Consider the following 25,164-nt stretch of genomic DNA (forward strand, 5'->3'; position numbering starts at 1 on the left):
GGGAGTAGCGTGGTGGCATGAGCGATTCCACGCCGCACGTGAACGATCCGGAGCTGATCCATCGGCTCCTGACCACCCCGGCCCGCTGGGCGATCGTGGGGCTGTCCCCCCGGAGGGGCGTCGCCGTGCGCGTGTCCCGCATGATCCGCGACCAGCTCGGGATGCGGATCATCCCCGTCTCGCTCAAGGGCGACGCCGTGCACGGCGAGCCCGGCTACCGCCGGCTCGCCGACATCCCGGACCCGGTCGACGTCGTGGACTGCTTCGTGAACTCGCAGAAGGTCGGGGCCGTGGTCGACGACGCGATCGCGATCGGCGCGAAGGCCGTCTGGCTGCAGCTCGGCGTCGTCGACGAGGCGGCCGCGGCGCGGGCCAAGGCGGCCGGGCTCGACGTCGTCATGGACACGTGCCCGGCGATCGAGGCGCGCCGGCTCCGCCGCCGCGGCTAGACGGGTCAGTCCATCGTGTCGTAGCGCGAGCGGAACACCAGGTACACCCCGTAGGCGATCAGGCCGACGCCGATCGCCGCGAGTGCCGGGACCCCGAAGGACTGGTCGCGCACGGCCTTGAGCGCGCCGTCGATCCCGGTCGCGTCCTCGGGGTTGTGCTGCACGGTGGCCACGATGAACAAGAGCCCGAGTGCGCCCAGCACCAGGCCCTTGGCCGCGTAGCCCACGGCCCCCGTCGCCTCGATCGCCAGGTGGCGCTTCCGGCCGCCCGGGACGCGGAGGTCCTCCATGAACTTGCGGGTCACGCCCTTGTAGACGAAGTACACGCACATCCCCATCAACACCGCCCCGAGCGCGATCAACGCCACGCGCCCGAGGGGGTGGCCCATGAGTTCGGCGCTCACGCTGCTCGCCGCCTCGCCGGAGTCGTCGCGCCCGCCGAGGGCGTAGCGCCCGAACGCCGTGCCGACGACGAGGAAGACGGCACCCGTCGCGGCGTACTTGACGCGCTCCACCGCCCGGCCGCGGTCGAAGACGGCCTCGCCCACGTTCCACAGGCCCAGGAGCAGCGAACCCGCGGCGCCGGCCCACAGGAGCGCGGAGCCGAACGGCTGCTGGGCGAGCGCCTGCAGGGCGCCCGACTGGTCGGCGTCCGCCGAACCGCCGCCGGCCAGCACCAGCGCGAGGACGCCGATGACGCCGTGGAGGATCCCGTTCGCGACGTAGCCCAGGCGGGCCGCGCGCTCGAGCCAGGGGTGTCCCGCGGCCCGCCTGGCGGCGTCGGCGGCATTCGAAGGCGTGTCCATGACGCAAGCATAGGATGGCGCTCATGGACTACAAGACCCTGCGCGATGCCTGCCTGGCATTGCCCGGGGCGTTCGAGGACTTCCCCTTCGGCCCGGACACGGCCGTGATCAAGGTGCGCGGCCGCGCGGACGGGCCCGTGAAGATGTTCGCGCTGCTCTGGCCGCGCGAGGACGGCGCCGTCGTCAACCTCAAGTGCGAGCCGGCGCTCGCCGTGCAGCTGCGCGGTGCCCACCCCGAGATCACTCCCGGCTACCATATGAGCAAGAAGCACTGGAACACGGTGGACTGCACCGGAGTCGGTTCGCCCGGGGCCACGCTGACCGGACGCGACGTCCTCGACCTCGTCGAGGACTCCTACGACCTCGTGGTGGAGAAGCTGCCCGCCCCTTGCCGCGCCGCCCTCGGATTCCGCCGCGACGCCGGGCTCTGAGCCGGTTCGGACCCTGACCTTGTCCGGACTCTGACCGACGCCGGACCCTGACCGACCCCGGGCTGCTGGGCCTACCCTTGGATCATGCGCCAGGAACAGCTCGACGAACTCTGGGACTTCAACGATCCCCGCGCCAGCGAGGCCCGCTTCCGCGCCGCCGCCCACCACGCGTCCGGCGCGGAGCGGCAGGTCCTGCTCACCCAGGCCGCCCGGGCGCTCGGCCTGCAGGAGCGCTTCACGGAGGCGCTCGAGCTGCTGCAGGGCGTCGAGGACCACCTTGACTCCCGCGACGCTGCGCTGGGGCGTCAGGGCCGGGCGGAACTCTGGGCCCGCGTCCTCCTGGAACGCGGCAGGGTGCTGAACTCCTCCGGGGACCCGGGCGCCGCCGTCGTCCTCTTCGGGCAGGCGGCCGGCTACGCGAGCGCCACCGCGCCCTTCCTCGCCGCCGACGCGCTCCACATGCTCGCGATCGCCGACCCCGGCCGGGCCGGGCAGTGGACCGAGCGCGGGATCGCCGTCGCCGAGGCCGCCGACCCGCGCACCCGGCGCTGGACGGCCGCGTTCCTGAACAACTGGGCGTGGACGCTGTACGACGCCGGTGACAAGGCCGGCGCGCTCCGCCAGTTCCGGCGGGCCCTCCGCGAGGCACGCGAGCACGGCACCCCCGAGCAGGTCGACTACGCGCAGAAGGCCTACGAGCAGGTCCGGGTCGAGGCCGCCGCGGCCGCGGGATCGGCGGACTCCGGGGGCCGGACCGCGCCGCCCGGGCCGCCCGCGCCGGACGAGTAGGACGGCCCGCCGGGCCCCGCGCCGCCCCCGCCGGTTAGGGTGGGGGGCATGATCTTCATCGTCGTGAAATTCCCCGTCAAGCCCGAGCACTCCGAGTCGTTCCTCGACGCCGTCGGCCCGTTCACGCGGTCCACGCGCGCCGAGGAGGGAAACCTCTGGTTCGAGTGGTCCCGCTCCGTCGAGGACCCGAATGAGTTCGTGCTGGTGGAGGCCTTCAAGGACGGCGCCGGCGAGGCGCACGTGAGCAGCGAGCACTTCGCCGCCGGCCTGGAGGCCATGCGCCCGCTGCTCGCCGCGACGCCGCGGATCGTCAGCCGGCAGGTCGACGGCGAGGGCTGGGACGCGATGGGCGAGCTCGAGGTCGGCTGACCGACCGCTGCAGAACTTCCCACGTCCCGGACCGCCCCCACGGCGTGTCGCCCCGACACGCCGTGGTTCCGGCAGCTCGGGCCGCTGGAACTGGGAGGCTTCGAGGCCCGGGGCCTCGCCACCCCGCCCCGCCCGGCGCGCGAGCGGCCCCTAGCGTTCCTTCCAGACCGCTGTGAACGAGCCGTAGCCGCCGTCGACCCGGCACGTCCCGTCGATCCCGTACCCCGGAGGCAGCCCGTCGTGCCGGGCGCCGAGCTCCTTGAGATCGCACACGTACTTGCCCTTGACCCGCACGCGTGAGCCGGAGCGGGAATCGAAGTCCTCCGCGATCCGGGCCGTGTGGTAGACGTCGAGGACGGTCGCGCAGTCCACGTTGACGGCCTCGTAGATGAAGGACGACCCGGCGCACTCGACGGCCTGCGCGCGCTCCGGGTGGTAGTCGAGGGAGAGCATCATCGCCGTGATGTCGGCGTATTCCTGGCTTAAGGCGTACTCGCGAGCGGCGGCGAGCGCCGCCTCCTGCCGGTTCGCGCGCGCGTCGGCGCCGAGGTCCAGCACGCCCTGGAAGACGAGCGGCCCGGCGAGCTTGGGGTAGCCCTGGATCCCGCCGCCGAGCGGCACCCTTGCCCCGGGGGCGGCGGCCGCGGTCGCGGGGAGACCGGACGTGAGCCCGTAGACCGCGTCGCTGTCGCCGTTCGGGTGGGTCGTGAGGTCGAAGAGGACCTGCGCCTTGGCGGCGTCGACGAGCAGTGGAACTCCCGTGGCCGGCACGGCGTCGACGGCCGTGAAGGAGGAACCCGGGAGCGCCTGGGACGTGAGGCCGCCGGGGTTCTGCTGCAGCACGGCCAGCTCGCGGCCGCCGGAATCGAGCACGCGGTAGGACGGGATGCCGGTCGTGGAGCTGCCCTGCTGCGCGGGGGCGCTCTGCACGCGCCAGTCCGTCCGGATCCGGAAGGACACGTCTCCGGCGTCGGTGGTCACGGTCTTCCACTCGCCCTCCGGCGAGGGGGCGGGCTTCTCCGTGGGGGCGGACGACGCCGGTGCCTGCTCGCTCTCGAACGCCTTGGGGAAGACGTCGCGCGCCATGTCGCATCCGGTCAGGGCCAGGGTCCCCGCCAGGGCGGCGGCCAACATCAGGGCTGCGGTGCGGCGTCGGTGGAGCATGCCACCAGCGTAGACGCGGAGCGGCCGCACGGGCCGTAACGATTCGGGACACGCGCCCCGGGCCCGTGCCGGCCCACGGCCCTCCGGACCCGCGCCCGCGCCCAGCCGCCCAACCCTCGCGCCCAGCCGTCCAGCCGCCCCCCCGGGCCGCACGCCCGGCGGTACGCTGGGCGCATGGACCCGCTGTCCCCGTTGCGCACCCGGCTCCGCCTGACCTTCTCCGGGCAGGCGGATGGCGTCCCGGCGTGGGAGGAGGCGCTCGCCGACGGCGACGACGCCGGCTTCTTCGCCCCGGATTCGGCGACGTGGGCCGTCCACGGCGGCATGACCCCGATCGCGGCCGGGATCCGTGCGCTCCTGGTCCAGGCCCTGCACCCGGGGGCGCTCGCCGGCGTCGCCGAGCATTCCGACTACCGCGCGGATCCGCTGGCCCGCCTCGCCGGGACCATCCGCTGGATCTTCACGCTCACCTACGGCGATACGGGCGCCGCCCGCGCGGCGTGCGCGTACGTCCGCCGCCGGCACGGTCCGGTCACGGGCAGCTACGTCGACGGCACCGGGACGGAGAGGCCGTATGCCGCGAACGATCCGGGGCTGGCCGAGTGGGTGCACCTGGCGTTCACGGACGCGTTCCTGCGCAGCTACGAGCACTTCCGCGGCCCGGTGCCGGCCGATCGCGGCGGCGCGGACGCGTACGTGCGCGAGTGGGCGGTCGCGGGGGAACTCATGGGGGTCGAGGACCCGCCGCGCAGCGAGGAGCAGCTGCGCGCGAGGCTGGCGGGGTACGACGCCGCAGGCCGGCTCGCGGGCGGGCCCCGCGTCCGGGAGGTGGTCGCCTTCCTCAAGGAGCCGCCGCTGGACCCCCTTCTGCTCCCGGGGTACCGGCTGCTGTTCGCCGCCGTCGTGGACACGCTGGACGAGCGGCAGCTGGAGCTGCTCGGGCTCGAGCGGCCGTCCGTGCGCCTGCCGCGCGGGCGCCGCGTGGGACTGCCGGCGCGATGGGGCGGCCGGCTCGCCCTGGCGGTGACCGGCGTCGTCCTGCAGAAGCAGGGGCCCAGCGAGCTCGCGGCGCTGCGCCGCCTGGCCCGGCTCGGGCGTCCCGCCGACTTGAACTATCCGGACCACGGCCACACGCGCACGGGCGAGGCCCCGCCGGGCTACCACGTCGTGCGCCGGCACGTCCGCGTCGGGCACGGGGAGGAGGCGTTCCGGCGGCTCGCCGAGGGGATCCTGGGCTGGGGGCTGCAGCGCGGCGCGGGCTTGGTGGTCGACGCCGAGCGGGAACGGGCGGCGCCGGGCGTGCGCGTCGTCTCCGGTTTCGGCGCGGGTCCGTTCCGCCTGCCCGCCCCGTGCCGCGTGCTCTGGGTCGAGGAGCCTCCCGCGGGTGCCGGTGGGCCGGCGTCAGGGAGGACGACGCCGGAGCCCGGCCCCGTGGCCGGAGCTGGCGGTTCCGTGGGCGCCGGCTTCGGCTATGGGACGCTGCGCGGGCATCCCGAGGCCGGCGAGGAGTCGTTCCGCGCCGTCCTGGACCCCGACGGCTCCGTCTACGTCGAGGTCTTCGCCTACAGCCGACCCGCCACTGTGGCGACGCGGCTCGGCGCGCCGGCGGCAGCCGCCGTCCAGCGCCTCGTCACGGACCGCTACGTGGCCGCCGCCTTCAGGCTCGCCGCGGGAGGATAGGCGCGCGGCCGTTGCCAGCCCGCGCTGGACGACGCCCCGCGGGTGGGCGATGCTGGCTGGTAACGGTCCGCACGACCCATCGGCAGCGGAGGTGGCGGGAATGGACGGGGTGGTCCACGTCGAGGGCCTGGTCAAGGCCTTCGGCTCCACGCGTGCCCTCGACGGGCTGGACCTTGCGGTCAGACCGGGCGAGATCCACGGGTTCCTGGGGCCCAACGGCTCCGGCAAGTCGACGACGATCAGGATCCTGCTGGGGCTGCTGCGCGCCGATGCCGGGACGGTGCGGCTCTTCGGGGCCGATCCGTGGCGGGACGCGGTCGCCCTGCACCGGCGGCTGGCCTACGTCCCGGGCGAGGTGACGTTGTGGCCGCGGCTGACCGGCGGCGAGGTGATCGACCTCCTGGGCCGGCTGCGCGGGGGCCTGGACCCGGTGCTGCGGGACCGCCTGCTCGCGGACTTCCAGCTCGATCCCGGCCGCCGGACCCGCAGCTACTCGAAGGGCAACCGGCAGAAGGTCGCGCTCGTCGCCGCCCTGGCGTCCGGGGCGGAGCTGCTCGTGTTGGACGAGCCCACCTCCGGGCTCGATCCGCTCATGGAGATCGTCTTCCAGGACGCCGTCCGCGAGGCGGCCGCACGCGGCGCGACCGTCCTGCTCTCGAGCCACATCCTCGGCGAGGTCGAGGCGCTGTGCACGCGTCTCACGATCATCCGCGAGGGGCGCACGGTGCAGTCGGGGTCCCTCGCCGAGCTGCGCCGGCTGACCCGCAGCGCGGTGGCCGTGCAGACGGAGGCCCCGGCGGCGGCGATCGCCGCGCTGCCCGGGGTCCACGGCGTGCACGAGGACGCCGGCCGGCTCCGCTTCACGGTCGACGACGGCGCCATGGAGTCCGTGGTCCGCGCCCTCGCCCGGCACGGGCTCGGCTCCCTGACGAGCACGCCGCCGAGCCTCGAGGAGCTCTTCGTCCACCACTACCGGGACGGGACGGACGACGCCGGGGCCCGGGCGCAGGCGGCTGGCGCCGGGAAGGACGATGCCGGGGTCGGGACGGAGGCGGTCGACGCGGCGACGGACGACGCCGGGAGGGCGCCGTGAGCACGGTCGCGGCGACCTCCGGCCGCCACCGCTCGGCCGGTCCTGCCGGGGACGGGCCGCTGGCCGGCGCAGGCCTCCTGCTGCGGGCGATGGCGCGCCGGGAGAGGTTCCGCGTCCCCGCATGGGCCCTGCTGCTGGCGGGCCTGACCGCCTACATCGCCGTCGCCGTCCCCGCGGTCTACTCCGAGCCGGGGGCCCTCGAGGCGCGCGGCTGGATCATGCGGGAACCCGCCGCGGCCCTCCTGGCCGGGCCGGGATTCGGGCTCGAGCACTACACCGTGCCGGTGATGCTCGCCAACGAGATGCTCGGCCTGACGATCGTCGCCGTCGCGGTCATGTCCCTGCAGCTCGTCGTCCGCCACACGCGTGCGGAGGAGGAGGCGGGGCGGACCGAGCTGCTCCGCGCCGCCCCCGTCGGCCGGGCCGCGCCGGCGGCGTCCGGCGTCGTCCTCCTCACCGGGGCCAACGCCCTCATCGGCGCGACCATGGCCGCCGCCCTCGCCGGCCTGGGATTCGGCCTGGCCGACTCGATCGCCTACGGGGCCGCGCTGGCCGCCGGCGGGATGGTGTTCGGGGCCGTGGCCGCGGTGACCGCCCAGCTGACGGAGAGCGCCAGGACCGCGGCGGGGACGGCCGGGGCGGTCCTGCTCGCCGCCTACGTCCTGCGTGGGCTCGGCGACGCGCAGCAGGCCGGCGGCGGCCCCTTGTCCTGGGCGTCTCCGATCGGATGGCTGCAGCAGAGCCGGGTCTACGTCGAACTGCGCTGGTGGCCGCTGCTGCTGACCCTCGGCCTCGCCGTGGTGCTGCTCGCCGCCGCGCACGCGCTCTCCGTCCGCCGGGACCTCGGTGCCGGCCTGCTCCCGGCCCGCCGCGGCCGGACCCGGGCCACGGCGTTCGGCAGGACGCTGCCCGGACTGGCCCTGCGCGGCGAGCGGTGGCGCATCCTGTGGTGGCTCGTCGCCGTCTCCGTCCTCGCCGTGCTGTGCGGGGCCCTCGCGGAGGCCGTCGTCGAGGAGTTCCGGGTCCAGCCGGACCTGCTGCGCCTGCTCGGCGAGGAGGGCGGGCAGGACCTGGTGCGGCAGACCATGGCGTTGTTCCTGAAGTTCTTCGCGATGGCCGTGGCCGTCTACGCGGGGACCGCCGCGCACGCGCTCCGCGCGGACGAGGACGCCGGGAGGACCGAGCTGCTCCTCGCCGGTGCGGTGCGCCGGCCCTCCGTCCAGGCGGCGCCGTTCGTGCTTTCCGTGCTGGCCTCGGGCGTGCTGCTACTGGCCGCCAGCGCCGGGCTCGGGGCCGGGGCGGCATCGGTCCTCGGCCCCGGGGCCGCCACGGAGATGGCCGCCGCCGCGTTGGCGTATTGGCCGCTCGCGGCCTGCTGGACCGCGGCCGCGCTGCTCCTGCACGCCCTGTCCCGTTCCGGCCTCTGGCTGTGGGTTCCCCTCGGGACCGCGATGCTCGCTGGACTCTACGGTCCGCTCATGGACCTGCCGCCCGCGGTCCTCGACGCCGAGCCGTTCGGGGCGATGGACGTGGACGGATTCGGCACGGCGGGCACCGCGGTCCTCGGGGCCGGCGTCGTGGCCGTGGTCCTGGCCGCCGCGGCCCTCGCGGCGTTCCGGCGCCGGGACGTGCCGGCGGAGCTCGGCGGCACGAGCTGAGGGTGTCTCAGGGCGGGCGCCGGCGCGACGCCGCTGAACTCCGAAGGTGTTCCGAATCCGCAGGTGGATTCGGAACACCGTCGTGGGAGCTCCACCGCTTGCGGAGGCCTCAGACGACGTTGGCCGCCTTGGGCGCCCCGATCCCCGGGTCCACCTGGTACGGTCCCGAGGCCGACGGGCGCACGTCGAACCCGAAGATCGCCGTCGGGATGTACACCGTGGAACACGAGTTCGGGATGTCCACCACCCCGGACAGGCGGCCCTCGATCGGCGCCGCGCCGAGGATCAGGTACGCCTGCTCCGGCGAGTACCCGAACTTCACGAGGTAGTCGATCGCGTGCAGGCACGCCCGCTGGTAGGACAAGTGCGAGTCCAAGTAGCGTTGCTCGCCGTCGAGCGTCACCGAGGTGCCCGAGAACGCGAGCCACTCGCTGAAGCGCGGATCCACCCGGCCCGGCATGAAGATGGCGTTCTCGCTCACGCCGTAGGTCTCCATGCCGCCCTTGATGACGTCCACGCGCAGGTCCATGAACCCGCCCATCTCGATGGCTCCGCAGAACGTGATCTCGCCGTCGCCCTGGGAGAAGTGGAGGTCGCCCATGGACAGGTTGGCGCCGTCCACGAACACCGGGTAGAACACCCGGGTGCCCTTGGACAGGTTCTTGATGTCCTGGTTGCCGCCGTTCTCACGCGGTGGCGCCGTCCTGGCCGCCTCCGCGCCGACGCGCGCCCACTCCTCGCGCGGCAGGCCGCCGAGGACCGCATGCTCGCCCTCGGGAGGCAGCGCGAGCGGCGGGACCCGGTTCGGGTCGGTGGCGATGAGGTCGCCCTCGCGCTTGTTCCACTTGGCCAGCAGCTCCGCCGACGGGGCCGTGCCCATCAGGCCGGGGTGGATCAGGCCCTCGAAGGCGACCTCCGGGATGTGCCGCGACGTCGCGACCTGGCCCGTGAAGTCCCAGATCGCCTTGTACGCGTCGGGGAACTGGTCGGTGAGGAATCCGCCGCCGTTGTTCTTCGAGAAGATGCCGGTGTAGCCCCAGCCCTGGCCCGCGAGCGGTCCGGAGTCCTCCTGCGGGATGGCCCCGACGTCGAGGATGTCGACGACGAGCAGGTCGCCCGGCTTGACGCCCTCCACGGCGAACGGGCCCGAGAGCTTGTGCACCGTCAGGAGCGGGGCGTTGAGGATGTCGTCGGCCGAATCGTCGTTGACGATCGCGCCGTCGAACCATTCTCGGCAGTCCACCCGGAAGGTGTCGCCCGGCTTGAGCGTCGCCACGGGCGGGATCTCCGGGTGCCACCGGTTGTGTCCGAGTTTCTCCTGGTCCTCGAACTTCTTGCTGGAATCGAGAGGGAAAATGACGTCTGGCATCGTTCTTCTCCTTGCAGCGATGTCGTGATGGGGATGAAGGGCTTGTCGGAGGGATACGGATCCGCCGCCGGTCTCTCGGCGGCGGGAGAAGGCCCCGTCAGGAACGGGGCAGTTTCTGGTGCAGGGGGTTCGAGGTGTAGCGGGGCGCCCGGCGCCCGGCGCCCGGAAGGGACGTGACGACGTCGGGCTCGTGGGCGCTGCGCTCGGCCCGGTCGATCAACCCGAAGGCCGCCGAACCGCCAATCGAGAGGCGGGGGACTCCCATGCGACGACGCGCGGGTCCCCCGCAGCAGGGGCAGTCGACGACGTCGGGGGCGGAGGCCATGCTGAACGACGCCTCGGTGCTGGTCCCCTCGGGGCAGCGGAACTCGTAGAGCGGCATGGCCGCGGACTCCTTTCCTCGGATCGCCGACGGGCATGGCCGGGGCTGCGTGGCCCGGCCCCCGCGCTTCGGCGTGGCGTGTGCGTGGGTCAGGGGTAAGTGGTCAGGAGGCGCCTCCCTGGGCGGCGGCCGCGGTGCTGTCGCCGGAAGCCGGGCTGCCCGCCCCGCGCCGGCCCGCGGCGAGGGCACCGACGAGGGCGACCGCGCCGACGACGGCGAGGACCGTGGCCCACATGGCGGTGCTCTGGAACTGGCCCGTGAGCAGCAGCAGCGCGGGAATCGTGGCGGTGATGTGGGCGACGACGACGGTGAACCAGCCGGTGGCGGTGGTCAGCGCATCCATCTTCAGGCCCAAGAGCAGGAAGAACAGGAGCCAGAGGACGGCCCACAGGAGCCAGATCACGCCGAAGACCGGATCTCCGACGAGCGTGAACTGGACGTAGCCCATGACGGCGGCGACGACGGCCACGAACAGCGAGAACCAGCCGAGGCCGGCCCCGTCGAGGTCGAACGTGATGTCGAGGGCGACATAGAGGTAGGTGAATCCGAAGAGGTACAGGCCGGACGCGCCGAGGATCACCGCTGGATCGCCGCCGGACTGGCTGATGATGATCGTCGGGAACACCACCTGCATGACCCCGACGAAGAAGTTGATGGGTGCCGCCGCCTTGGCGGGGACCTTTCCCAGAAGCATGAGGCCGTTCAGGAAAAGGACGGCCCCGACATACAACAGACCAACACTGCCCATTGAGTTCTCTCCTTTGAGAACCCGCGCCGAAGCCGTTGCCGGTGGAGTAAGACTTGCAACTCACCGCCCACGGCCTGTGGCGCGGGATCGGCTGGTCCTTCCACGCTATCCCCGGTGAACGGCATTCACAATGCTTGACGGGGGCCGTTGTGGAATGCCGCAGCGGTGTCCCGCGCACCTCCCGGATACGGCGGCGGGCGCGCCACCCGGAAGGGGTAGCGCGCCCGCCGGCTCTGTTGCAAAAATCGTGAAGCTTGAGCATGCTTGGCGGAGATTGGACGGACGGAACGATGACGGATTTCAAGTGGCGCCATTTCCAGGGTGATGTGATCCTGTGGGCGGTGCGCTGGTATTGTCGCTATCCGATCAGCTATCGCGACCTTGAGGAAATGCTGGCGGAACGCGGCATTTCGGTCGACCATACGACGATCTATCGCTGGGTCCAGTGCTACGCCCCGGAGATGGAGAAGCGGCTGCGCTGGTTCTGGCGGCGTGGCTTTGATCCGAGCTGGCGCCTGGATGAAACCTACGTCAAGGTGCGGGGCAAGTGGACCTACCTGTACCGGGCAGTCGACAAGCGGGGCGACACGATCGATTTCTACCTGTCGCCGACCCGCAGCGCCAAGGCAGCGAAGCGGTTCCTGGGCAAGGCCCTGCGAGGCCTGAAGCACTGGGAAAAGCCTGCCACGCTCAATACCGACAAAGCGCCGAGCTATGGTGCAGCGATCACCGAATTGAAGCGCGAAGGAAAGCTGGACCGGGAGACGGCCCACCGGCAGGTGAAGTATCTCAATAACGTGATCGAGGCCGATCACGGAAAGCTCAAGATACTGATCAAGCCGGTGCGCGGTTTCAAATCGATCCCCACGGCCTATGCCACGATCAAGGGATTCGAAGTCATGCGAGCCCTGCGCAAAGGACAGGCTCGCCCCTGGTGCCTGCAGCCCGGCATCAGGGGCGAGGTGCGCCTTGTGGAGAGAGCTTTTGGCATTGGGCCCTCGGCGCTGACGGAGGCCATGGGCATGCTCAACCACCATTTCGCAGCAGCCGCCTGATCGGCGCAGAGCGACAGCCTACCTCTGACTGCCGCCAATCTTTGCAACAGAGCCGATCATCTGACATTCGGTCATCTCCACCCGGCCGAGCGGCACGGGGAATCCGAGCTCCGGTGCGTCGAACTCGAGTTCGACTTCTCCGACCCGGATCTCGCCCGCGAACGGGTGGGTGTTGCCGAATCCGCGCTGAGTGGAGTATCCGAGAGCGAGAAGGAACCCTTCATCGCCGCGCGCCAGCCCCTGCAGGCGCTCGGCGCGGCTCATCGGGTAGACCGTCGGCTCGCGAGTGAGGTCGGCGGGCTCGGGGTCGTTCCAGTCGGCCGGGTGGTCCGGTTCCAGCAGGGCGTCGGCGCCCAGCAGGTCGGAGACCCTGGGCATCGGCGTGTGCTGCTCATCTCCCAGCGCGGGTCCCGCGGTTCCCGGCTCAGCGAAGAGCCGATGCGTGTAGTCGAAGGTGGCACCGAGCTGCTGTCCACCGGGGATGTCCTTGAACGTTGCTGACACCCGTCGTTGAGGGGTGAGTGCCGCCGTGTCGACGGGCTCCGAGTAGCCGAACCGAGGAAGGGTGGTGCGATAGGAGCGGACCAGAGTGACGGCCTCGACGACGTCGCCCTGGCACTGGATGATCGCGCGGGCGGCGAGGGACGGGTCGTACAGCGACCCCTCCGTCATCACCCGCGATACCAGCACGGGCAGCTGGCCGGCGACAGCGTCCTTGGTGATGCGAGGAATGTCGTGACTGCCACGGCCCTCTTTGGCGAGGAGAGCGTGAGCGTTGGCGATGGCCTTCTCCCCGCCCTTGACTGCGACGTACATCAGGCCTCCGATCCAGGGATGGATGCGGCGATAAGCCGCGTGGTGCGGGGAAGAGCGACAACCGAGTTGTCATCGACGACCAGCAGGTCGACACCGCGGGGGAAGAGCGACGCGTTCTTCGCCCAGACGTCTGCGAATCCCGTGGGCACCCATGGAGCATCGATCTCGACGATGCCGTCAATACCCGGGCCCACGCCCGTGAACCGATCACCCTCCCCGCGGGCGCGAGCGTCGAGGATGATGGTCGCCGAGCGATGGGGCGCTTCGTCGCTTCCGTGAGCGAGCGCCTCCAGGTCCGGGAAGGAGTCCGGGGTGGCGAAGACGAAGTCAGCGGCACCGATGGAGGTGGCGAGACGTGCACCCGTGTGGAACGACAAGTAGTGCACTGCGGAAGCGTCGTGAGCGAGCGCCTCATGGAGGGCGACCGGAGACTGCTCGTCCAGGATCGTCATCGCGACGGCCGCCAGGCCCGGGCCCAGAGAGGCAGGCGCCTCGGCCGGGCCTTGGATGGAGTATCGCTGGCCCGGGTGAGCCAGCGCGTCGAGGATCGCCCGGAAAACGCTCTGCGCCTCGCGGGTCGGGTCAGCGAAGCCCGGGGCAGGGGCGGCCGTGCCGCTCTCCGATGAGGTGATCATGCGTGCTCCCTTGCGACGGTGAAGAAGTCGACCTTGGTGCTGCGCGCGTCGGCCGCCCGCGCGTCGTCTTCGCGCCGCTGCGCCTGAGCCAGCGGGGTGATGACGTCGGCAAGGACTCGCTCTCGCTGCCCTGCGTCCTGGAGGAGTCCGTCGAAGGCGGCAGCGAACCACGCGTGGTCGACGTCGGTTCCCAGCGCGTAGGACGTGCCGACTCGCTCGTGCTCGAGCGGCGCTCCGTGCACGCGGAGAGTCGCGCGGACGACAGTGGCTTCGCCGAGGTTGAATCGGTCCCCGCCGGCGCCGGCACGGCCGCGCACCATGACGAGCCCCGCCTCCGGCCCGCGGACCGTGTCCACCTTCGGTGTGATCGGCTGGGCCGCCCAGGCATCGGAGAGCTGAGAGGTGCTAGCGAGTGCGAGTACTCGCATCCACCTCTGTCGCTCCGCGACGTGATCAGTTGGACTCGTCACTACTGCCTCCTTGGTTGTCCAGGTTTCTGGATGATTCGAGCCTAGAAGCGACACCGCAATGTTGTCTAGTTTTCTAGATGACCAGTAGATGTCCGAAACATGAATGTCAGTGGTACGGATCGGAAGCGAGCGATGCGGACGGTAATGTACGGAGACGATGACCATCTCTCACCGCTCTTCGACCGGATACGCGACGTGGCGCCTGATCGCCGATCAGCTGCGCAGCGAGATCCTCGACGGCACCCTGTCACCGGACGCTCGACTGCCAACTGAGGCCGAGATGGCCGCACGTTTCGGCGTGAACCGCAATACCGTGCGCCAGGCGCTGTCGACCCTCGCCGGCGAAGAGCTGATCGTGACGAGACAAGGCGTCGGCACGTTCGTCGTGCCTCACACCGTCCTCGTCCACCGGATCCGCCTGCGCACCAGGCTCAGTGAGAGCATCGGCGACCACGATGTCTCCACGCGGAGACTCCTTGCCGCAGAGCTGGTGCGCGAGGTTCCGGACGACGCTCGCGAGCGACTTCGGCTCGGCGCGGGAGGGGCCCTGCGCGTCGACGCGGCGACCGATCTCCGAGGAAGCACCATCGCCCGCTCAACAGCGTGGATGGCGCCCGGCCTGGTCCCAGGATTCGAGACACAGCTCGCCTCCACCGGTTCGGTGACCCGCGCCCTGAGGGCCGTCGGCGTCGACGACTACGTCCGCTCCTGGAGCCGCGTCAGCGCTCGAGTCGCGACAGGCGCGGAAAACACGGATCTCGGCCTCCCTCCCGGGTCGACGGTCCTCGTCGTCCGTTCGCTCGACACGCTTCCGGATGGGACGCCGCTGCAGTACAGCCTCGCGCGCTTCCGCGCTGACCGTGTGGAACTCGACGTGCAGGCCGACCTGCATGCGGAGGATTGACGCAACTTCCACTGTTCACTTCGATGTGGAACTTCGTTCACGGATGATGGTTAGCGTGGAAGCATGACCGACACCATGAATCTCCGCGTGCTCACCCTGAACATCTGGATGGACCCGCGTGATCGCGCCGAACGCGACGCACTCCTGCTCCAGGGCCTCGAGGAGCACGACGCCGACATCGTCTTCCTGCAGGAGGTCCTGCGCACCCCGGAGCGTGACGCCTACCAGATCGTTAAGGACAGCTCCCCCCTGCACTGGCACCACGCCTCGGACTACCGCGAGATCGGTTGGCTCCCCTGGGGCACCGCCGTCGGCACACGGTGGGAGCCGAAGAGCGTCGACATCCACACGCTCCCGGCAGCGAACGGACCGCACGTCTGGGAGATGGTGCTCCCGCTCCCCATCGGCGTCGACATGCTCTTCCTCGGCGCACGTCCGAGCTGGAAGTTCACCGATGAGGCAGCCCGCGTCGAGCAGGCGCTATTCGTGACAGAGCTCGAAGAGCGCCGCCGCCAGGTCGCGCCGACCATCCTCGCCGGCGACTTCGACGCGGCGCCCGACCAGGACTGCATCCGCTTCTACACAGGGAAGTCCGCGGTCAACGGCCGCAGTGCCGCGTTCCGCGACACCTTCGCCATCGCGGGCGACGGCACTCCCGGCTACACCTGGACCACGGACAGCCCGTGGGTCGCACGCAGCGTCGTCGACGGCCAGGGCATCGTCCCGAACTACTTGGTGCAGGAACCGCACCACCGCCGTATCGACTACGTCTTCGCCGGGTCGACCGAGAATCACGGACTCGTGGAGAGTGTGATCACGAACAGCAAGGTGGTGTTCGCGGAGTACCCCACCGCGAGCGACCACTACGGCGTCCTCAGCGACATCAGCCTCAAAGCACTGTCAGAGCCGACCGCCGTCTTACCCTGAGGCCCCACGCATCCCGCATGACAGAAGCGGCGCAACCTTCGGGTTGCGCCGCTTCTGTCATGCGGGGAATCCGTTGGCCCGCACCGCGATTACACCCCGTGGATCTGCTTCGCCTTGGCCGACAACTCCGAACCACGTCGCGTCCGACCGGGGTCTTCCGCCGCGAGCGCCGAGCACAGAGCATCCAGCACCGCGAGATGGATGAACCGGCTCATCGTCGCTTCGAGCTGGAACCGCGTCTCTCCGGAGCCTGCCACGAGAGAGATCATCGCCTCGCCCACTAGCGGGTGTCAATGGCCAATAGGAACTGCCCGTGGGCGGCCAGCAGAAATGCCCGCTGGTGGCCACGGAAACTGCCCACTCATGGCCAACAGATCTGCCCACCAGGGTGTTGGTGGCGTTGGCCATGTCGAGGGCGTCGTCGTTTAGTTCATCGCGGTGACTCCTTTCCCGGCGAGGGCCTGGGTCAGCCGGATGGAGTCGCCCGATGTCTGGCAGACGTGCGCGTGGTGCAACAGCCGGTCGACGGTCGCCGTCGCGAGGGTCTTGGGCATGAGTTCGTCGAACCCAGCGGGGTGCAGGTTCGAGGACACCGCGATGGAACGTTTCTCGTAGGCGGCATCGACGAGTCGATAGAGGCCCTCGGCGGCGTCCGCACCGACTTCGAGTAGCCCGATGTCATCGACGACGATCAGATCCGCGCGGAGGATCCGGGCCACGACCCGGCTGACGGAGTCATCGGAGCGGTGCGCGCGGACCAACGCGCCGAGATCCTCGAGCCGGAACCACGCGACCCGCATCCCGGCCTCGACAACCTGTTGCCCGAGGGCCTCGAGGAAGAACGTCTTCCCCGTGCCCGATGGCCCGCAGACGACGACGTTCTCCTTCCGGCCGATCCATTCCAGGGTCCGCAGTGCCTGTTGCGTCGGGACCGGGATCGAGGACGCGGACTCGTCCCAGGTGTCGAAGGTCTTCCCGGTCGGGAACCCGGCGGCCTTGCGCCTCGTGGCGAGCATGGACCGGGCCCGGCCGGTGACCTCCTCGACGAAGAGGGCCTTGATGACCTCGGCCGGTTCCCACCGCTGGGACTTCGCGGTCGCGATCAGCTCCGGCGCCAACGCGCGAGCGTAGGGCATCTTTAACTGCCGCATCAACGCTTCGAGGTCAGCGGGGAGGACGGGCGCGGCAGCCTGGGTGACGCTCACGCGCTCTCCTCCAGATCATCCGTGACGGCAAGGTCGACCCCGGGCGTGACGGGCTGCCCGATCGCCGCCCAGCCGGCGGTGCCCTGCGCCAGCGACGCTTTCTCATCGGCTCGGTGCGCCTTGCCCTTGGAGACGGCCGCGTTGAGGATCGACGCGAGGTCACCGGTCGCGAACCGCCCGTAGGTGGCCGCCTCACCCAACGCAGCGTCGACCTGGGCTGTGCCGCTGATCTTCGCCACCGCGACCGCTTCGGCCATCTTCACGTTCATCCGCGCCGTGCCCACCGCGGCCGCTTCCAGCAGCCAGGCGTGAGCGCCGGCGCCGATGCCGAGGAACTCGGCCTCCGCGGCGCTCCTGGCCTTGATCGTGTAATCGCCCGGGACCTTCTCCCGATGGTCGGGGAAGTGCGCGTCATCGATCGCGGGACTGCCCGGCCGGGCCCGGTTATGCCGCGCGACTTCGACGGGGCCGTCGGAGCCGACGTGCACGACGATGACCTGCTCGTCGGTGCCGACACCGTGGGAGCGGACGAACACGCGGCCGCCGAGCAGGTGAGCGGGGACGGAGTACTGGCCATTCTCGAACGTGACCATCGGGGTGTTGTCCGGGACGCTGCGCGAGAGCCCGAACGCGACCGTGTGCGCGGTGTCGGGGACCCGGTGCAGCCGGAGCTGTTCTTCCTCGAGCATCGCCGCGGGCTTCCGCCGGGTGGCGCGGTGTTCCCGGTTGTTGACGTGGTCCATGAACGCGTCGCACGCCGCTTCCACCTCGGCGAACGAGGCGTACTCGGGTAACAGGTTCGTGTCCTTGGGGACGATGTCGGCCTTGGCGAGCTTCACCGAGGACTCCACCCCGCCCTTGGACGCCGGATCCGCCGGCTGACAGGTCAACACTGTCACCCCGTAGTGGCGGGCGAAGTCCACCGTCTGCTGGTTCCGCACCGGGACCCCGGCGATGTGCGACACGGTGACCGTTTTCTCGTTGTCGGTCAGCACATAGGTCGGGGCGCCGCCAGCGGTCCTAAACGTGCGATCCAACGCCGCGAACACGCTCGGCGCGGTCCGGTCCCGCAGCGGAATGACGATCCGGAACCGACACCACGCCAACCACGCCACGAACAACACCGTCTTCTTCCCGTCGATCACCGGGCCGTCGCCAAAGTCGTACTGTAACCACATCCCCGGCTCCGTTATCCAGGGGCGGTGCACCCGGACGTGGCCGAGCCGGTAAGCGGCGCGGACCTGCGCGACCGCCCGGCGGGTCGAGCGTTCAGAGCCCTCATAGCCCAGCGCGACGAGCCTGTCGTGAGCCTTATCAGCCCGGATCTTGCCCAGAGACTTCTCGACCCATTCCTCGATCTTAGGCAGGAACGGGTCCGTGACCCGGCCCCGGAACGCCGGCTCGGCGATCGGTCTCCCGGCATCGCGAGCGGCAACATGCCGCGCAACGGTGTGGTGCGAGCAACCGGTCAGCTCCGCGGTCGCGCGCAACGATCCAGTCAGATCGTATGCCTCAAGTATTTCCATGACTTCTCCGTCTAACTTCATTACAGGACCTCTTCCTGGGTGACTTTGGTGCGTCTAGACACCGCAATCAAACCCCGGGAAGAGGCTCCCGCCGCATAACCGGGCGGGGTTCCGAAAAGGAAGTGGGCAGATCGGCTCTGTTGCAAAAATCGTGAAGCTTGAGCATGCTTGGCGGAGATTGGACGGACGGAACGATGACGGATTTCAAGTGGCGCCATTTCCAGGGTGATGTGATCCTGTGGGCGGTGCGCTGGTATTGTCGCTATCCGATCAGCTATCGCGACCTTGAGGAAATGCTGGCGGAACGCGGCATTTCGGTCGACCATACGACGATCTATCGCTGGGTCCAGTGCTACGCCCCGGAGATGGAGAAGCGGCTGCGCTGGTTCTGGCGGCGTGGCTTTGATCCGAGCTGGCGCCTGGATGAAACCTACGTCAAGGTGCGGGGCAAGTGGACCTACCTGTACCGGGCAGTCGACAAGCGGGGCGACACGATCGATTTCTACCTGTCGCCGACCCGCAGCGCCAAGGCAGCGAAGCGGTTCCTGGGCAAGGCCCTGCGAGGCCTGAAGCACTGGGAAAAGCCTGCCACGCTCAATACCGACAAAGCGCCGAGCTATGGTGCAGCGATCACCGAATTGAAGCGCGAAGGAAAGCTGGACCGGGAGACGGCCCACCGGCAGGTGAAGTATCTCAATAACGTGATCGAGGCCGATCACGGAAAGCTCAAGATACTGATCAAGCCGGTGCGCGGTTTCAAATCGATCCCCACGGCCTATGCCACGATCAAGGGATTCGAAGTCATGCGAGCCCTGCGCAAAGGACAGGCTCGCCCCTGGTGCCTGCAGCCCGGCATCAGGGGCGAGGTGCGCCTTGTGGAGAGAGCTTTTGGCATTGGGCCCTCGGCGCTGACGGAGGCCATGGGCATGCTCAACCACCATTTCGCAGCAGCCGCCTGATCGGCGCAGAGCGACAGCCTACCTCTGACTGCCGCCAATCTTTGCAACAGAGCCCTCATGAGGTCCTTTGGTCGGTAGAGGACTTCTGGCGTGTAGAAGACCGTTCGAAATCGGTTCGCGAGGGCGTAGTGCTTCGCGTCGTGCTCCCCACGCGGACCCCACTCGTTGATGTACGCCTCGAGCGCGTCCCAATTCGCGTACCGACGAGCGGAGTTGGTCTTTCCCACGCCTGCAGCGCCGTGGCAGATCCCGATGGTCTTCTCTTTCCGCACGGCGTTGGCGAACTCGGTGAAACGTCGGTGTTCTTTGGTGACGATAAATGCTTGGTTCATCACTCGTCCTCTTCGTAGGTGCGCAGCTTCGGCCGCCGCTTTGTGGGTTCGGGGATGCGAGGTTCCTCACGGGTGGCAACGGTCGGGATGCGGTCGTTGATGGCTCGCCGCAGCTGCTTGCGACGGGCGCGGCGAGCCGTTTCGATGTCGCGAAGACTGAGGCGCAGGTTGGGGTGGGCTTCATCGATAGCGGTACAGATGAACGTGTCCCGGTCATAGACCCGGATCTCGGAGATGTCGCGGGGGTCGTACCGGATCGTGATGGTGTGGCCGACGAACGGGGCAAGAGTGGGGGCGAGGTAGCGCTGGCCTTGGAAGTGGATACCGTCGCGTTGCACGACTCGGTTCTTCGGAACAGTGAGGAGAAGTCCGTCGAGCTCTTGGAAGCTGTCGGGCATCCGTGGCAGCCATCCGTCTGCAACCCAAGCGTCCCGCGGCGAGATCCCCAGCTCACTATGGGGCCGGTCGTTGTAGGTGCCAATAAACTGGCCGATAGCACGATCGAGACCGGCAAGGTCGAGGACAGGCGTAGGTGCCCGACTGCCGGGTCCAAGGTAGCCAGGTAGTGCGCTCAGGAGTTCCGTGTTGATCGTGCCGAAGAACCTCTCGATCTTGCCGCGCCCCTGAGGCCTGCCGACGGTTGAGTGGATGATCCTGACATGCAGGGCGATCGCGGTTCGTTCGAGGTGGTGGCTGATGAAGTCGGAGCCGTGGTCGACGTGCAGGATGTCGGGGATGCCGCACATCGCCCACGCGGGGTCGGTCTTCCGCCAGATCGCCTGCCGGAGGGCGAGGGCTGTGTTGATAGCTGAGGGTGCACCGCTGAACACCATGAACCCGCAGATCGCACGGGAGTAGTCGTCCATCACGGTCGTCAGCCACGGCCGGTCAGGTTTACCGTCAGCGCCGACGATGAGGATGTCGAGTTCAGTGTGGTCGGACTGCCAAGTTTGGTTCGGGTGTTCAGCACGGCGCCGGAAGACGAGCTCGTGCTTGTCTCGGTACGAGGCCGGCCCCTCCAGCGCCAAAGTGACAAGAGCCGGATCGAGGGCCTGGACGATCTGCCGCACGGTCGCATAGCTCGGAGCCCGCAGCTCACGCGCCTGCGCATCAGTGACGGCGAGACGATGCAGCGTGGCGACACTCGGGCGCGGCCGAGTGAGTGCCAGCTGTTCGATGAACGCGACCGTCTCTGCTGAGGTTCGGCGGACACCTTTGTCCATACGCGCATGAGGGTCGAGGGATGCGACGCCGCCTGCTCGATAGAGCTGGTTCCAACGCTGCAGAGTCCGAGCGGAGATCCCTGTTTCCCGAGCGAGGACGGCGAGCGGGATCTGGTCTTCGACATGCAGCCGAAGAACACGCCACCGCTCGGCCGCATCCACGAGTCACCTACACGGTGGTGCTCTCGCGGGCCGCAGAGGCTTGCTGATGCCGGTACAAAGTGGCTCGGCTCCACCCGACGAGCTTTGCCGCATCCTCCGCGGTGCGGCCCTTCGCCCGGGCCTCGGAGACGAGCTTGAGTTTGTCCGCTACAACCACAGGATCGGACAAAGGCCGACCAAACTTGGTGCCCCCATTTCGAGCGGCTGTGATTCCTGCGTTCACACGCTCGGTGATCAGCTCGCGTTCATACTCGGCCAAGGTGGCAAGCATGTTCAGCATCAGCCGGCCCGACGTCGTCGACGGGTCAATCCCATCCGAGATGCTCTTCACCTGTATGTCACGCCCTCGGAGCAGCTTCACCGTGTTCAGCACATCGATCAAGGATCTTCCGAGGCGATCGACTCGCCACACGACGACGGTGTCGCCGGGCTGGGCGTGCTCGAGGAGCTTCTTCATCCCGGGGCGTGAGATCGCGGTCCGACTGCCCGAGGTGACGTCGGCAAAAATGTCCCGCTCCTGCACGCCCGATTTGACCAGAGCCTCAACCTGCAACTTTGCGTCTTGGCTTCTGGTGCTGACCCGCGTATATCCAAGATGTCTCACGGCTCCATTCTGCCTTGGAAATAGCTAGAAACGTCGACGCAAAGACACTTCGCGGTGAGACATGTTTCCAAGACAAATGTGACCCGGAATTCCACCGTTAGTTCCTGAGGCTCGAGGGAGGCTTCGCGTGTCTCGAAAAGCTTTTGATTGTCAACGCATGTCGATGTCCGTCATGCCTTGGATCCCGGACATTCGGGGGTGTGGTGCAGGAAAGCTGGGGAGGCGAGAAGCACCCGGAAAGCGGCGGTTGACGCGTCGCACTGGATGAAATTTCCATCACAGTTTTGGCGTGGAGTGTTCATCCACGGTTTGGTCGGACGCCACCGATGCGACATCTGGTCCTCCTAATTTGGGCGACGTGACCAGAACCGATCTTTCATCCTCACGCCTTTGGCGCGGCGACGGACAACCTCTGCTCGAGCAGATCCGCCTTGCAAGTGCATCGTTCTCCGAATCGGAGAAGCGAGTTGCGCGCTCGATCCACGCCGATCCGCGTGTCGTCATGACGAGCTCCGTGACGGAGTTCGCCCAGATATCTGGAACGTCGGTCGGGTCAGTTGTGCGGTTCTGCCAGAGGTTCGGTCTGCATGGCTTCCAAGAGTTCAAGCTCCTACTCTCGCGCGAAACCCCGCCCGATAGCCCGGGCCCGACCGATGCAGAGGATCCACTCATGAGCACTGTGCGGGGGACTCTGCGTGAAAGCGCGGACGCACTGGAAGCAACCGCCACTCACATCGACCTCAGCGACGTGACGACCATCGTCGACGCCCTAGCATCGGCCCGACGCATTCGGTTCGTAGCAGTGGGCACGTCCGCTCCGCTTGCCTCAGACGCAGCCTATCGACTTACGGCCCTCGGACTCGACGCGACGTTCACCCCCGACTTCATCGCCCAACACGTCGCCGTCCAGGGCCTTGATGAGCGCGACGTCTGCTTTGTCATCAGCCACACGGGATCGACGAAAACGACGCTCGAGGCGGCGCGCACCGCTGCCAATTCAGGAGCGAAAGTCATCGGCATCACGAGCTTCCTCACATCCCCGCTCACAGAGATCGCACACGCGCTGATCGTCGCGGGGAGCTCGGAGACGCGGCATCGAGTGGAGGCGATGACCAGCAGAATCGTGCATCTCTCACTTCTCGATGCCATCTACAGCGTGCTCACGATCCGAGTCAGCGGCGCGACGGAACGGCGTGACGAGGCCGAGAAACTCGTCAACTCCCACCGGATCTGATCCGGCTCGAGCCCCATAGACAGAGAGCGAAGATCGTGAACGGACAGGTCACCGACACCGACGGCAACCCGCTGGCGGACATCCGGGTAAGCGACGGGAACACCGTCGTGCATACTGCGGCCGACGGGAGGTTCCAGCTGGAGACGGACGCGCGTTTCGTGTTTGTGGTGCGTCCGGTGGGTTGGCGATGCAACCAATGGTACTTCGACGGTCGCGAATCCGAGGTGACCTTCACCCTGCAGGCGTCCCCAGTAACGCTTCCGCTTCGCTTCGCTCATCTCACGGACACGCACATCGGTGATGGCGGCAACTATCCGCAGCCCGCGGAACTTGGCACGGGTGAACGTTTGTCTACATTGCTGACCAAGATCGTCGAAGACCAACCGGACCTGCATTCCGCGATCATCACCGGTGACCTGACCGACCACGGCCTCCGCGAGCAATACCGCGAGTTCCGCGAAGCAATTTTCGACACACCAATCCCCGTGCATGTAATTCCCGGCAACCACGATCACATGACGGAACAGACGAGCGATGTCGTCAGCCGCAACGGCTACGCAATCCACTCCGGAGAACCGCGCCACTACGAAGCATTTCTCGGCCCGCGGTGGTATTCGTACGATCTTCCCGCACTGCACGTCGTCGCCATCGACTGGTTCACGCACGAGCTCGGCCGGGATCACGAACAGCAGAATGCCTGGCTGAGGGCCGACCTCGAAGCACTCGACGAGGACATTCCCTGGATCCTACTGTCGCATGATCAGCCAGGCTCCTCGATTCTCTCTGGGCTCCCGAGGCCCCCCATCGCTACATTCTCGGGGCATCGCCATACGTCGCGGGTCGTACGTACTGCGGACACGCTGCACGTCAACACTCCACCTGCGCTCTTCGGTGGCGTCGATCTTTCTCCGGCGACCTACCGCCTTATCACGTGGGACGGCGTAACGATCGGCGTCGAGACGCTCCCTACCGATCCGGATCCTGCCCAGACCCCCGCGGTACTCCTCCCAGCCGCGGCCGAAGCGGCGCGCTGGCGCCGGAGCGTCGGGACGCCCGGCCAGCGTGCCCCTTTCGCGATCGCCAAGGGCGTCATCGTTCTTCCCCTCGCCGATGACGACCACGCTTCGGGGGGTCTCTTCGCGGTCGACGCCGCGACGGGCGGGCTGCTCTGGCACGCCGACCTTGATGCTCCCGTGCGTTCGGCCCCCGTGGTGCACGGCGCGAGCGGCACGGTCCTGTGCACATCGGTATCCGGAACGACAGCGGCGTTCGAAATCTCCACGGGGCGACAGCTATGGCGGAAGCACACCCCCGACCCACTCAGGCTCTTCGGGTTCACTCCGCCAGCAATTCACGAGAATCTCGTCCTCGTGGGCGATCACTCCACCTTGCGCGCGCTCGACATCGACGACGGACACACGATCTGGGAGCGACGGGACATAGCGCCGTACCAGATCTTCGCCCTCCTCGCCGCGCCCGTCTTCTGGGAGCGACGGGCAGCCGACGACGCGTCGGCTCTCATCGTCTGGAGCGGATTCCCTGAGCCGCGAGTCCCTGTCCTCCTGGATCCGGAGACGGGCGAAACGTTCGGGGACCGACTTGCGGAGAGCAACACAGATCTCCTCGAATCGTTGCGCGGTTCGTCCCCCCTCCCGATCCGCACGCCGCTCATCGAACCTGCTACGGGTGATCTGATTGCGACCGGGATCACTGGAGTGTTCCGACGTCCCACGAACAACGACGCGGTGAGCTGGTTCCAAGCGAGCTCGATTCCGTGGAACCCGACGCCGCCGTACTGGACGCTGGAAGGAGTTCTGTTCTCCGACGCGGGAGGCAGCGTCTATCTCAGAGACGCGGCGAGCGGCGAGACACGCTGGCACGCAGAGGTCGCGGCTCGAAGTAATGCCTGCCTACTCACGTACAGGCGCACTCCTCATCCGCTCTTCGCGGCGCCGACGATCTTGGACAAGCAGGTCATCCTCCCAGCCCTCGACGGTGACATCATCACCCTCGATCTCGGTGATGGCGCCCTGCGCTCACGGTTCGCCACCGGCATCCCAATCCTCGTCTCCGTGCAGCGCTTCGAGGATACGACCGTCGTGCTCCACGCCGACGGCACACTCTGCGCCTACCCGAGCGCAATCGTGCAGGGGGAGGAGTCGTGAAGCACCGGA

The 25,164-nt window shown here is 68.7% G+C and carries 26 protein-coding genes and 1 pseudogene; 13 read left to right on the plus strand and 14 right to left on the minus strand.

The features are described from left to right. Positions 1-17 precede the first annotated feature (17 nt). Entirely contained in the window at positions 18-449 is a 432-nt protein-coding gene (locus AC0QR5_RS14100; protein WP_329862242.1) for a CoA-binding protein, read from the plus strand. A gap of 5 nt (positions 450-454) precedes the next feature. Here the strand turns inward: AC0QR5_RS14100 and AC0QR5_RS14105 are convergent, their stop codons facing one another. Then, positions 455-1,255 (minus strand): DUF1206 domain-containing protein, encoded by an 801-nt coding sequence (locus tag AC0QR5_RS14105; protein WP_329862241.1) that lies wholly within the window; start codon positions 1,253-1,255, stop codon positions 455-457. Positions 1,256-1,278: 23 nt separating this feature from the next. Between AC0QR5_RS14105 and AC0QR5_RS14110 the strand changes: the two genes are divergently transcribed. The 3 genes from AC0QR5_RS14110 (at position 1,279) to AC0QR5_RS14120 (ending at position 2,844) form a co-directional block, all read left to right on the plus strand. Further along, on the plus strand, positions 1,279-1,686 hold the full coding sequence (locus AC0QR5_RS14110; RefSeq protein WP_329862240.1) for an MmcQ/YjbR family DNA-binding protein: 408 nt from the start codon (positions 1,279-1,281) through the stop codon (positions 1,684-1,686). Positions 1,687-1,770: 84 nt separating this feature from the next. Further along, the gene (locus tag AC0QR5_RS14115) at positions 1,771-2,475 is read left to right on the plus strand and encodes a tetratricopeptide repeat protein (RefSeq protein WP_329862239.1); all 705 of its coding nucleotides are present in this window, start codon (positions 1,771-1,773) and stop codon (positions 2,473-2,475) included. A gap of 48 nt (positions 2,476-2,523) precedes the next feature. Further along, the gene (locus AC0QR5_RS14120) at positions 2,524-2,844 is read left to right on the plus strand and encodes a putative quinol monooxygenase (protein ID WP_329862238.1); all 321 of its coding nucleotides are present in this window, start codon (positions 2,524-2,526) and stop codon (positions 2,842-2,844) included. A 150-nt stretch (positions 2,845-2,994) separates the two neighbouring features. Here AC0QR5_RS14120 and AC0QR5_RS14125 read toward each other — a convergent pair whose 3' ends face one another. Further along, positions 2,995-4,008, minus strand: coding sequence for a hypothetical protein (locus AC0QR5_RS14125; protein WP_329862237.1), 1,014 nt, complete (start codon positions 4,006-4,008; stop codon positions 2,995-2,997). A gap of 174 nt (positions 4,009-4,182) precedes the next feature. Between AC0QR5_RS14125 and AC0QR5_RS14130 the strand changes: the two genes are divergently transcribed. From AC0QR5_RS14130 to AC0QR5_RS14140, 3 genes are all read left to right on the plus strand, one after another. Continuing rightward, positions 4,183-5,688, plus strand: a complete 1,506-nt coding sequence (locus tag AC0QR5_RS14130; protein WP_329862236.1) for a DUF1990 family protein — start codon at positions 4,183-4,185, stop codon at positions 5,686-5,688. A 100-nt stretch (positions 5,689-5,788) separates the two neighbouring features. Beyond that, positions 5,789-6,781 carry an ABC transporter ATP-binding protein gene (locus AC0QR5_RS14135; RefSeq protein ID WP_329862235.1) on the plus strand — a complete coding sequence of 331 codons (993 nt, stop codon included), beginning with the start codon at positions 5,789-5,791 and terminating at the stop codon, positions 6,779-6,781. Further along, entirely contained in the window at positions 6,778-8,439 is a 1,662-nt protein-coding gene (locus AC0QR5_RS14140) for an ABC transporter permease (RefSeq protein ID WP_329862234.1), read from the plus strand. Before AC0QR5_RS14135 ends, AC0QR5_RS14140 begins: the two co-directional genes overlap by 4 nt. 109 nt (positions 8,440-8,548) lie before the next feature. On the opposite strand, the gene fmdA is transcribed toward AC0QR5_RS14140, so the two are convergent. From fmdA to AC0QR5_RS14155, 3 genes are all read right to left on the minus strand, one after another. Beyond that, positions 8,549-9,808: a formamidase gene (gene fmdA / locus AC0QR5_RS14145; protein WP_329862233.1), complete on the minus strand. Its 1,260-nt coding sequence runs from the start codon at positions 9,806-9,808 to the stop codon at positions 8,549-8,551. A gap of 97 nt (positions 9,809-9,905) precedes the next feature. Further along, positions 9,906-10,190: an FmdB family zinc ribbon protein gene (locus tag AC0QR5_RS14150; protein ID WP_329862232.1), complete on the minus strand. Its 285-nt coding sequence runs from the start codon at positions 10,188-10,190 to the stop codon at positions 9,906-9,908. Between the two features lie 103 nt (positions 10,191-10,293). Further along, positions 10,294-10,938, minus strand: coding sequence for an AmiS/UreI family transporter (locus AC0QR5_RS14155; RefSeq protein WP_329862231.1), 645 nt, complete (start codon positions 10,936-10,938; stop codon positions 10,294-10,296). 290 nt (positions 10,939-11,228) lie between these two features. On the opposite strand from AC0QR5_RS14155, the gene AC0QR5_RS14160 reads away from it, so the two are divergent. Further along, on the plus strand, positions 11,229-11,993 hold the full coding sequence (locus tag AC0QR5_RS14160) for an IS6-like element IS6100 family transposase (protein ID WP_001389365.1): 765 nt from the start codon (positions 11,229-11,231) through the stop codon (positions 11,991-11,993). Between the two features lie 18 nt (positions 11,994-12,011). Here the strand turns inward: AC0QR5_RS14160 and AC0QR5_RS14165 are convergent, their stop codons facing one another. From AC0QR5_RS14165 to phnG, 3 genes are read right to left on the minus strand one after another with little or no spacing between them, the layout of a single operon-like run. Continuing rightward, complete coding sequence (locus tag AC0QR5_RS14165; RefSeq protein WP_329864222.1) at positions 12,012-12,809, minus strand: carbon-phosphorus lyase complex subunit PhnI; 798 nt, start codon at positions 12,807-12,809, stop codon at positions 12,012-12,014. Then, positions 12,809-13,444 carry a phosphonate C-P lyase system protein PhnH gene (gene phnH / locus AC0QR5_RS14170; protein WP_329864224.1) on the minus strand — a complete coding sequence of 212 codons (636 nt, stop codon included), beginning with the start codon at positions 13,442-13,444 and terminating at the stop codon, positions 12,809-12,811. Before phnH ends, AC0QR5_RS14165 begins: the two co-directional genes overlap by 1 nt. After that, the gene (gene phnG, locus AC0QR5_RS14175; RefSeq protein ID WP_071330050.1) at positions 13,441-13,872 is read right to left on the minus strand and encodes a phosphonate C-P lyase system protein PhnG; all 432 of its coding nucleotides are present in this window, start codon (positions 13,870-13,872) and stop codon (positions 13,441-13,443) included. The genes phnH and phnG overlap by 4 nt, the downstream gene beginning before the upstream one ends. Positions 13,873-14,071: 199 nt before the next feature. On the opposite strand from phnG, the gene phnF reads away from it, so the two are divergent. Both phnF and AC0QR5_RS14185 read left to right on the plus strand, forming a co-directional pair. Next, the gene (gene phnF / locus AC0QR5_RS14180; protein ID WP_071330049.1) at positions 14,072-14,818 is read left to right on the plus strand and encodes a phosphonate metabolism transcriptional regulator PhnF; all 747 of its coding nucleotides are present in this window, start codon (positions 14,072-14,074) and stop codon (positions 14,816-14,818) included. Between the two features lie 63 nt (positions 14,819-14,881). Beyond that, positions 14,882-15,745 (plus strand): endonuclease/exonuclease/phosphatase family protein, encoded by an 864-nt coding sequence (locus tag AC0QR5_RS14185; protein ID WP_329864226.1) that lies wholly within the window; start codon positions 14,882-14,884, stop codon positions 15,743-15,745. A gap of 89 nt (positions 15,746-15,834) precedes the next feature. Here the strand turns inward: AC0QR5_RS14185 and AC0QR5_RS14190 are convergent, their stop codons facing one another. From AC0QR5_RS14190 to istA, 3 genes are all read right to left on the minus strand, one after another. Next, positions 15,835-16,026: a hypothetical protein gene (locus AC0QR5_RS14190; RefSeq protein ID WP_071330047.1), complete on the minus strand. Its 192-nt coding sequence runs from the start codon at positions 16,024-16,026 to the stop codon at positions 15,835-15,837. Positions 16,027-16,170: 144 nt separating this feature from the next. Then, on the minus strand, positions 16,171-16,950 hold the full coding sequence (gene istB / locus AC0QR5_RS14195; protein ID WP_033105166.1) for an IS21-like element helper ATPase IstB: 780 nt from the start codon (positions 16,948-16,950) through the stop codon (positions 16,171-16,173). Then, complete coding sequence (gene istA, locus AC0QR5_RS14200) at positions 16,947-18,497, minus strand: IS21 family transposase (RefSeq protein ID WP_052166742.1); 1,551 nt, start codon at positions 18,495-18,497, stop codon at positions 16,947-16,949. The genes istB and istA overlap by 4 nt, the downstream gene beginning before the upstream one ends. 173 nt (positions 18,498-18,670) lie before the next feature. Between istA and AC0QR5_RS14205 the strand changes: the two genes are divergently transcribed. After that, positions 18,671-19,435, plus strand: coding sequence for an IS6-like element IS6100 family transposase (locus AC0QR5_RS14205; RefSeq protein ID WP_001389365.1), 765 nt, complete (start codon positions 18,671-18,673; stop codon positions 19,433-19,435). A gap of 86 nt (positions 19,436-19,521) precedes the next feature. On the opposite strand, the pseudogene AC0QR5_RS14210 reads toward AC0QR5_RS14205, so the two are convergent. The 3 genes and pseudogenes from AC0QR5_RS14210 to AC0QR5_RS14220 all read right to left on the minus strand — a co-directional run. Continuing rightward, a pseudogene (locus AC0QR5_RS14210) lies at positions 19,522-19,767 on the minus strand (AAA family ATPase); the annotation flags it as partial. Next, positions 19,767-21,152: a Mu transposase C-terminal domain-containing protein gene (locus tag AC0QR5_RS14215; protein ID WP_329747759.1), complete on the minus strand. Its 1,386-nt coding sequence runs from the start codon at positions 21,150-21,152 to the stop codon at positions 19,767-19,769. The pseudogene AC0QR5_RS14210 and the gene AC0QR5_RS14215, both read right to left, overlap by 1 nt. A gap of 7 nt (positions 21,153-21,159) precedes the next feature. Next, complete coding sequence (locus AC0QR5_RS14220) at positions 21,160-21,756, minus strand: recombinase family protein (RefSeq protein WP_329747760.1); 597 nt, start codon at positions 21,754-21,756, stop codon at positions 21,160-21,162. Positions 21,757-22,114: 358 nt separating this feature from the next. Between AC0QR5_RS14220 and AC0QR5_RS14225 the strand changes: the two genes are divergently transcribed. Beyond that, positions 22,115-22,990 carry an SIS domain-containing protein gene (locus AC0QR5_RS14225; protein ID WP_167492488.1) on the plus strand — a complete coding sequence of 292 codons (876 nt, stop codon included), beginning with the start codon at positions 22,115-22,117 and terminating at the stop codon, positions 22,988-22,990. 35 nt (positions 22,991-23,025) lie between these two features. After that, positions 23,026-25,155 (plus strand): outer membrane protein assembly factor BamB family protein, encoded by a 2,130-nt coding sequence (locus tag AC0QR5_RS14230; RefSeq protein WP_069388522.1) that lies wholly within the window; start codon positions 23,026-23,028, stop codon positions 25,153-25,155. Positions 25,156-25,164: the final 9 nt, after the last annotated feature.

The organism is Arthrobacter sp. J156 (assembly GCF_056172865.1).

What these genes read in the sequence shown, in the direction of transcription:
- AC0QR5_RS14100 (WP_329862242.1), top strand. Translation starts at nt 18, where the DNA reads ATGAGCGATTCCACGCCGCACGTGAACGATCCGGAGCTGATCCATCGG.
- AC0QR5_RS14105 (WP_329862241.1), bottom strand. Translation starts at nt 1,255, where the DNA reads ATGGACACGCCTTCGAATGCCGCCGACGCCGCCAGGCGGGCCGCGGGA.
- AC0QR5_RS14110 (WP_329862240.1), top strand. Translation starts at nt 1,279, where the DNA reads ATGGACTACAAGACCCTGCGCGATGCCTGCCTGGCATTGCCCGGGGCG.
- AC0QR5_RS14115 (WP_329862239.1), top strand. Translation starts at nt 1,771, where the DNA reads ATGCGCCAGGAACAGCTCGACGAACTCTGGGACTTCAACGATCCCCGC.
- AC0QR5_RS14120 (WP_329862238.1), top strand. Translation starts at nt 2,524, where the DNA reads ATGATCTTCATCGTCGTGAAATTCCCCGTCAAGCCCGAGCACTCCGAG.
- AC0QR5_RS14125 (WP_329862237.1), bottom strand. Translation starts at nt 4,008, where the DNA reads ATGCTCCACCGACGCCGCACCGCAGCCCTGATGTTGGCCGCCGCCCTG.
- AC0QR5_RS14130 (WP_329862236.1), top strand. Translation starts at nt 4,183, where the DNA reads ATGGACCCGCTGTCCCCGTTGCGCACCCGGCTCCGCCTGACCTTCTCC.
- AC0QR5_RS14135 (WP_329862235.1), top strand. Translation starts at nt 5,789, where the DNA reads ATGGACGGGGTGGTCCACGTCGAGGGCCTGGTCAAGGCCTTCGGCTCC.
- fmdA (WP_329862233.1), bottom strand. Translation starts at nt 9,808, where the DNA reads ATGCCAGACGTCATTTTCCCTCTCGATTCCAGCAAGAAGTTCGAGGAC.
- AC0QR5_RS14150 (WP_329862232.1), bottom strand. Translation starts at nt 10,190, where the DNA reads ATGCCGCTCTACGAGTTCCGCTGCCCCGAGGGGACCAGCACCGAGGCG.
- AC0QR5_RS14155 (WP_329862231.1), bottom strand. Translation starts at nt 10,938, where the DNA reads ATGGGCAGTGTTGGTCTGTTGTATGTCGGGGCCGTCCTTTTCCTGAAC.
- AC0QR5_RS14160 (WP_001389365.1), top strand. Translation starts at nt 11,229, where the DNA reads ATGACGGATTTCAAGTGGCGCCATTTCCAGGGTGATGTGATCCTGTGG.
- AC0QR5_RS14165 (WP_329864222.1), bottom strand. Translation starts at nt 12,809, where the DNA reads ATGTACGTCGCAGTCAAGGGCGGGGAGAAGGCCATCGCCAACGCTCAC.
- phnH (WP_329864224.1), bottom strand. Translation starts at nt 13,444, where the DNA reads ATGATCACCTCATCGGAGAGCGGCACGGCCGCCCCTGCCCCGGGCTTC.
- phnG (WP_071330050.1), bottom strand. Translation starts at nt 13,872, where the DNA reads ATGCGAGTACTCGCACTCGCTAGCACCTCTCAGCTCTCCGATGCCTGG.
- phnF (WP_071330049.1), top strand. Translation starts at nt 14,072, where the DNA reads ATGACCATCTCTCACCGCTCTTCGACCGGATACGCGACGTGGCGCCTG.
- AC0QR5_RS14185 (WP_329864226.1), top strand. Translation starts at nt 14,882, where the DNA reads ATGACCGACACCATGAATCTCCGCGTGCTCACCCTGAACATCTGGATG.
- istA (WP_052166742.1), bottom strand. Translation starts at nt 18,497, where the DNA reads ATGAAGTTAGACGGAGAAGTCATGGAAATACTTGAGGCATACGATCTG.
- AC0QR5_RS14205 (WP_001389365.1), top strand. Translation starts at nt 18,671, where the DNA reads ATGACGGATTTCAAGTGGCGCCATTTCCAGGGTGATGTGATCCTGTGG.